This window comes from Burkholderia sp. E168m23 (assembly GCF_016586125.1).
GTDB lineage: Bacteria > Pseudomonadota > Gammaproteobacteria > Burkholderiales > Burkholderiaceae > Burkholderia > Burkholderia orbicola.
In genome coordinates this window covers 1-5591 of record NZ_BCPP01000454.1, presented here as the reverse complement: position 1 = coordinate 5591, position 5591 = coordinate 1, and the positions used below count along the sequence as shown (strand labels likewise).

Annotated in this window: 7 protein-coding genes; 3 read left to right on the top strand and 4 right to left on the bottom strand. The window is 65.5% G+C overall.

Features of this window, described 5'->3' with window-relative positions; translation table 11 throughout:
• Both JMF90_RS21845 and JMF90_RS21840 read right to left on the bottom strand, forming a co-directional pair.
• On the bottom strand, positions 1-376 hold a 376-nt coding region (locus JMF90_RS21845), incomplete at its 3' end, for a YMGG-like glycine zipper-containing protein (protein WP_201325420.1).
• 13 nt (positions 377-389) lie between these two features.
• Positions 390-716: a hypothetical protein gene (locus JMF90_RS21840; protein WP_012339266.1), complete on the bottom strand. Its 327-nt coding sequence runs from the start codon at positions 714-716 to the stop codon at positions 390-392.
• Between the two features lie 469 nt (positions 717-1185).
• Here JMF90_RS21840 and JMF90_RS21835 point away from each other — a divergent pair, with 469 nt between their 5' ends.
• From JMF90_RS21835 to JMF90_RS21825, 3 genes are read left to right on the top strand one after another with little or no spacing between them, the layout of a single operon-like run.
• Positions 1186-2598 (top strand): cytochrome ubiquinol oxidase subunit I, encoded by a 1413-nt coding sequence (locus JMF90_RS21835; protein WP_011694879.1) that lies wholly within the window; start codon positions 1186-1188, stop codon positions 2596-2598.
• 29 nt (positions 2599-2627) lie between these two features.
• Positions 2628-3635: a cytochrome d ubiquinol oxidase subunit II gene (gene cydB / locus JMF90_RS21830; RefSeq protein WP_011548943.1), complete on the top strand. Its 1008-nt coding sequence runs from the start codon at positions 2628-2630 to the stop codon at positions 3633-3635.
• Positions 3607-3786, top strand: coding sequence for a hypothetical protein (locus JMF90_RS21825; RefSeq protein ID WP_011548942.1), 180 nt, complete (start codon positions 3607-3609; stop codon positions 3784-3786). The genes cydB and JMF90_RS21825 overlap by 29 nt, the downstream gene beginning before the upstream one ends.
• Before the next feature lie 122 nt (positions 3787-3908).
• Here the strand turns inward: JMF90_RS21825 and JMF90_RS21820 are convergent, their stop codons facing one another.
• Positions 3909-4193: a helix-turn-helix domain-containing protein gene (locus tag JMF90_RS21820; RefSeq protein ID WP_006480347.1), complete on the bottom strand. Its 285-nt coding sequence runs from the start codon at positions 4191-4193 to the stop codon at positions 3909-3911.
• A 14-nt stretch (positions 4194-4207) separates the two neighbouring features.
• Positions 4208-5524, bottom strand: a complete 1317-nt coding sequence (locus JMF90_RS21815) for a type II toxin-antitoxin system HipA family toxin (RefSeq protein WP_011548941.1) — start codon at positions 5522-5524, stop codon at positions 4208-4210.
• Between the last annotated feature and the right edge of the window lie 67 nt (positions 5525-5591).

The window sequence follows — 5591 nt, the reverse complement described above, 5'->3', positions numbered from 1 at the left end:
GGCGCTGGACGTCATAGGCCGAGCCCTGCGCGGCGCCCGCGCCGACGACGCTGCCCGCGAGCAGCCCCGCGCCCGCGCCGACCGCCGCGCCGGTGCCGCCGTTGAACGCGGCGCCGGCCGCCGCCCCGAGCGCGGTGCCGACGGCCGCGCTGCCGACCGCGCTCGCGGTCGACGCCTGCCCGGCGCTCACGCCGCCCGATTGCTCGAACGCGTACTGCCGGCAACTGCCGTCGTCGGCACGGAACTGGTCGAACGACTTGCCGGTGCCCGGCAGCGCCATCACGCTCGGGCCGGTCGGCAGGTAGGCGCACGCACCGAGCAGCGCGGCGAGCGACAGTACCGCCGGCACGCGCAGCGGTCGAAATACGGTTTTCATCGTTGCGCCTCCGTCACTGCGGCCGCGCCGGCACCGAGCGCCAGCCCGACTTGCAGGTCTTCACGTACGGGTAGTAATGCTTCGACGCGTCGCAGTAGTACCAGAGGTTCGCGTCGCCGTTGTCCTGCGGCTGCCCCTGCTCGACATACTCGGGCGGCGGCGGCGGAGCGACCGGCACCGCGACGACGGGTGGCGGGTAGTAGTAAGGCGCAGGGACGACCGGGGCGTAATACGGGTAGCCGGGGCCGATATAGACCCCGACCCGGGCGGCATGCGCCACGCCGCCCGTCGCGACCGCCACCGCAGCCGCCGCGCCCAGTGCGAGCTTCAATCCATTCACGTCACGTTCTCCGGCTGGCCGGTTCGCCGATGCGAACCCGGCATCCCGAACGCTACGCCGCACGCGATCCGGCATCCATTACGAGCGAGCGCGCGAATGTTGCGCGACGTTACCCGTGTGACAAACGGCCCCGCCCGTCCGGACGGTCGCGTTACGCGCTAACGGATCGAAACCGATCGCCGTCCCGGCATGCGGTTGGCGCATGCGCAAAACCGTTCCAATGACGCGACGCGCCATATTGACGCACGTGCGTCAGACCGCCACGCCGCGACCGCACGCACTGCGAACGACCTTCTTGATACGAATCAACGATTTATCCCGAAATCGCGCGCGACGGGCTGTACATCTGCGACGAGTTGGCGCATTTCGCGGTGCAACATCACGGCCCATACTCCAGCCAACCCCGACGCCTGTCCGCCGGGGTCCGCCGGCACCCGCCGGCGGGTATCGTCAGCTTCGGTCATCTGGTATGGACACCGCACTTTCGGCCCTCGATCTGGCCCGCCTGCAATTCGCGTTCACCGTCTCCTTTCACATCGTCTTCCCGGCGCTGAGCATCGGCCTCGCCAGCTTCATCGCCGTGCTCGAATATCGCTGGCTGAAGACCGGCAAGCAGTACTACAAGACCCTCTGCCTGTTCTGGTCGAAGATCTTCGCGGTCGCGTTCGGAATGGGCGTCGTGTCCGGCGTCGTGATGAGCTATCAGTTCGGCACCAACTGGTCGGGCTTCTCGAGCTTCGCCGGCGCCGTCACCGGCCCGCTGCTGATGTACGAGGTCATGACCGCGTTCTTCCTCGAGGCCGGCTTCCTCGGCATCATGCTGTTCGGCTGGAACCGCGTGAGCCCGCGCGCGCACTTCGGCGCGACGCTGATGGTCGCGATCGGCACGCTGATCTCGACGTTCTGGATCCTCGCGTCGAACAGCTGGATGCAGACGCCGCAGGGCTTCGAGATCGTCGACGGCCGCGTCGTGCCGACCGACTGGTTCGCGATCATCTTCAACCCGTCGTTCCCGTACCGCCTGTTCCACATGGCGATCGCCGCGTTCATCGTCGCCGCGCTCGTGGTGGCCGCGACCGGCGCGTGGCACCTGCTGAAGGGCCGCCGCGACAAGGGCGTGAAGAAGATGTTCTCGATGGCGCTGTGGCTGCTGCTGGTGCTCGCGCCGCTGCAGGCCGTGATCGGCGACCAGCACGGCATCAACACGCTGAAGCACCAGCCCGCGAAGATCGCCGCGATCGAGGGGCTGTGGGAAACCGAGAAGGGCGGCACCGCGCTCAACCTGTTCGGCATTCCGGACATGCAGGCGGAAACGACCCGCTACGCGGTGAAGGTGCCGCACCTCGGCAGCCTGATCCTCACGCACAGCTGGGACGGCGAGATCCGCGGGCTGAAGGACTTCCCGCCGCAAGACCGCCCGAATTCGACGGTCGTGTTCTGGAGCTTCCGGATCATGGTCGGCCTCGGCTTCGCGATGATCGGCCTCGCCGCGCTCGCGTGGCTGCTGCGCCGCCGCGGCCGCCTGTATGAATCGAAGTGGTTCCAACGCTTCGCGCTCGTGATGGGCCCGACCGGTTTCGTGTCGCTGCTCGCGGGCTGGGTCACGACCGAAGCCGGCCGCCAGCCGTGGGTCGTGTATGGCGTGATGCGCACCGCGCAGGCCGTGTCGCCGCTGTCGGTGCAGCAGGTCAGCCTGTCGATGATGACGTTCGTGATCGTGTACTTCCTCGTGTTCGGCACCGGCGTGTACTACATGCTGAAGCTGATGAAGGCCGGCCCCGCGCTGCCCGACGTCGAGCACGACGATAAACCGGACACGCGCCCCGATCACACCGCGCGCCGCCCGATGTCCGCCGTCGACGAGCTGATCGAGACCGTCTGAGCCTACCCCATTCGCAAACGAGAAAACCTATGGACGTCACCGTAATCTGGGCCGCAATCATCGCATTGGGGCTCTTCATGTACGTCGTGCTCGACGGCTTCGACCTCGGCATCGGCATCGTCTTCCCGTTCTTCCCGGACGAAAAGGAACGCGACCTGATGATGAACACGGTCGCGCCCGTGTGGGACGGCAACGAGACGTGGCTCGTGCTCGGCGGCGCCGGGCTGTTCGCCGTGTTCCCGATCGTCTATTCGACCGTGCTGTCGGCGCTGTACCTGCCGCTGATCTTCATGCTGGTGTGCCTGATCTTCCGCGGCGTGTCGTTCGAGATCCGCGCGAAGGCGCGGCGCACGAAGCAGCTGTGGGATCTCGCGTTCATCGGCGGCTCGGCCGGCGCGACGCTGTTCCAGGGCATCGCGCTCGGCGCGTTCCTGCAGGGCATCGACGTGAAGGACGGCGTGTACGCGGGCGGTGCGTTCGACTGGCTCACGCCGTTCAGCCTGCTGACCGGCCTCGGCCTGATCGTGACATACGCGCTGCTCGGCTGCTGCTGGCTCGTCGCGAAGACCGAAGGCGACCTGCAGCGCCGCCTGCATCGCGTCGTGTGGCCGCTGACCGTCGTGCTGCTCGGCTTCATCGCGATCGTCAGCCTTTGGACGCCGCTGCAGGACCCGGCCATCGCGCAGCGCTGGTTCGAATCGGGCCTGTTCTGGCGCCTGCTGCCGGTGCCGTTCCTGGTCGCCGCGTGCGCGGTGTGGATGCGCCGCGCGGTGCGCGACCGGCACGACATGACGCCGTTCGTGCTCGCGCTGGCGCTGGTGCTGCTCGGCTACGTCGGCCTGCTCGTCACGCTGTTCCCGTATGCGATTCCTCAGACGATGACGATCTGGGAAGCGGCGGCGCCGCGTTCGAGCCAGACCTTCACGCTGGTCGGCGCAGCGGTTATCCTCCCGATCATCATCGCCTACACGACGATGGGTTATTGGGTATTCCGAGGCAAGGTGCGCCATGAAGACCAGCATTACTACCACCACTGATTCCACCGCCGGCCAGCCCGAGGCGCCGCGGCTGCGGATGCGCGGCTGGATGTGGTTCGTCGTTCTGTGGGCGGGCGGCGTGGTCGGCGCCGTCACGCTCGGCTATGCGTTCAAGATCTTCATGAACCTGACGCTGTTTGCGGTGAAGTAGGCGGAGCGGCCGCCCGGTCGAACGATGGACCGGGCGGCCGTTTTGTCGTTGGGCCGCGGCTTCGGCTGGCTGCAGCAAGCGCCGCAATAACGAGGGACCCGCGGACGACACGTCCCGCCCGGCTATGGGCTCTGTCGCACCACACCCAATTTAAGCCCCAGCATGCCGAAGATGCGATTCATCGTCTGTACCGTCCCGTCGCTGCGACCCTGCTCGATATCTTGAATCGTCTTGGTCGACACGCCGGCCAGCTTGGCCACTTCGGCACTCGTCAACCGCATCGTCTTCTTCAAATGACGCACCGATTCGCGCAGCGTCCATTCAGGGTGTGCAAGAACCTCCTCGACCGCTTGCCGCCGCAGTGCGAGCTGCTCGGGAAGCGGCATCGTGTTATAGCGTTTGTCCATGGTGCCATCCCCGCTTAGCGCAGCGCATCCAGTTCGCGCGCAAACCGCTCCAGGCCCGGTTTAAGAAAGGCATGCACATCGGGCTCCAACCCAAGATCCGTTCCTTGATCGGCGATCTCCTGTAGGCGCGGTGCCATTGCCCGCAGCCGCGTCTGCAGTGCATCGCGATCAAGCTCGGGGCGCTCGCTCCCCGCCCAGGATTCGCTCGACCGGACCACCGTGTCGAGCACTCTCGCCCAGTCCGGCCGGCCACCGTCATTTCCCTCCCAGCGAATGCGTCGGGCAATGCCATCGGGATGCAGATACATCGGCGCAAAGTCGAAAAGCGGCGTCAACGCAATGCGCCCTTGGAAATCGCGTTGCAACGCGGTGTTTCGCGCATGATTGTCCTTATTGCCCAACGCAAGATTGGCGACGTCGCGACACAAGTACTCCGCAACCTCGGCCTGGGGATCGGTACATTGCCGTACGAGATGCGCGCATACCTCGTCGTGACTCGGCACGACGCCGAAGCCGGCTTTGCCCGTCAACGAAGCAATGCTTTCCTGGGCGAACCGGACAACGCCGTCACCCACTCGCGCGCGATCGAACCGCGGAATGAACAGCGCCCGATCACGCAGCGTCAGCGGTGCATGCACGCGCAGACCGAGACGCCGGGCCAACGCCATGTAGGGTGCTTCGTGGCGCAGAATCTGTGCAAGACGCTCGTTGCTGCCGCGTCCGAACTTGACGATGTAGTGTGCAACCGCACGCTCGTCGGGCAGCGTGTGATCGAGATAGAGCAGCCCATCGTCGGCGCGGGTCAGCAATAGCTTCGGCCATTCACCCTGCACGCCGGAAGAGCCTGCAACGAAGAATCCGTGTTCGGCGAGATACTCGCTGAATGCGTCTCCGCGCATGGCCACTTCGTCGTCCGTGAAACCGTGCTGCGGCCCTTGTCGCTCGGCGAGCCACTGGGCGGCTTCCTTGATTCGCAGATTGCCGATCGAATTACCGGCTCCCGCCAGCAGTAAGGGCCAGTCGGCTCGCTCCTCCGCCGTTTCCGGCAAATCGAGGCGGCGCAACAGTTCCTGGCGACCGAAACCCTGGGGCAACAAATCGATCAGGAAAACCGGCCAATGGGATGTCACCAGCGGCTCGAGTTCGACGGGAAAGGTGCACGACATCGCATGCGCATCGCGCGCAGCCTGATGACGGACGATCCATTCAACGCCGTAGCCCGAGTAGGCGCGAGCGCGCCATCCTTCGTCAGGCTCGCCGAACAAGATGACGCTGCCGATGTCGTGCCAGTGACCGGCGGCGTGAAGCTGAATGGTGCAGGAATTCGTCATTTCGGCAAAAATCTATACATATCATGCCCCCTCGATATGAATAAAATATATAAATTTCTACCGAAAT

Bases quoted from the DNA above. Each gene is read 5' to 3' on its own strand.
- JMF90_RS21835 (WP_011694879.1), top strand. From the start codon at position 1,186: ATGGACACCGCACTTTCGGCCCTCGATCTGGCCCGCCTGCAATTCGCG.
- cydB (WP_011548943.1), top strand. From the start codon at position 2,628: ATGGACGTCACCGTAATCTGGGCCGCAATCATCGCATTGGGGCTCTTC.
- JMF90_RS21825 (WP_011548942.1), top strand. From the start codon at position 3,607: ATGAAGACCAGCATTACTACCACCACTGATTCCACCGCCGGCCAGCCC.
- JMF90_RS21820 (WP_006480347.1), bottom strand. From the start codon at position 4,193: ATGGACAAACGCTATAACACGATGCCGCTTCCCGAGCAGCTCGCACTG.
- JMF90_RS21815 (WP_011548941.1), bottom strand. From the start codon at position 5,524: ATGACGAATTCCTGCACCATTCAGCTTCACGCCGCCGGTCACTGGCAC.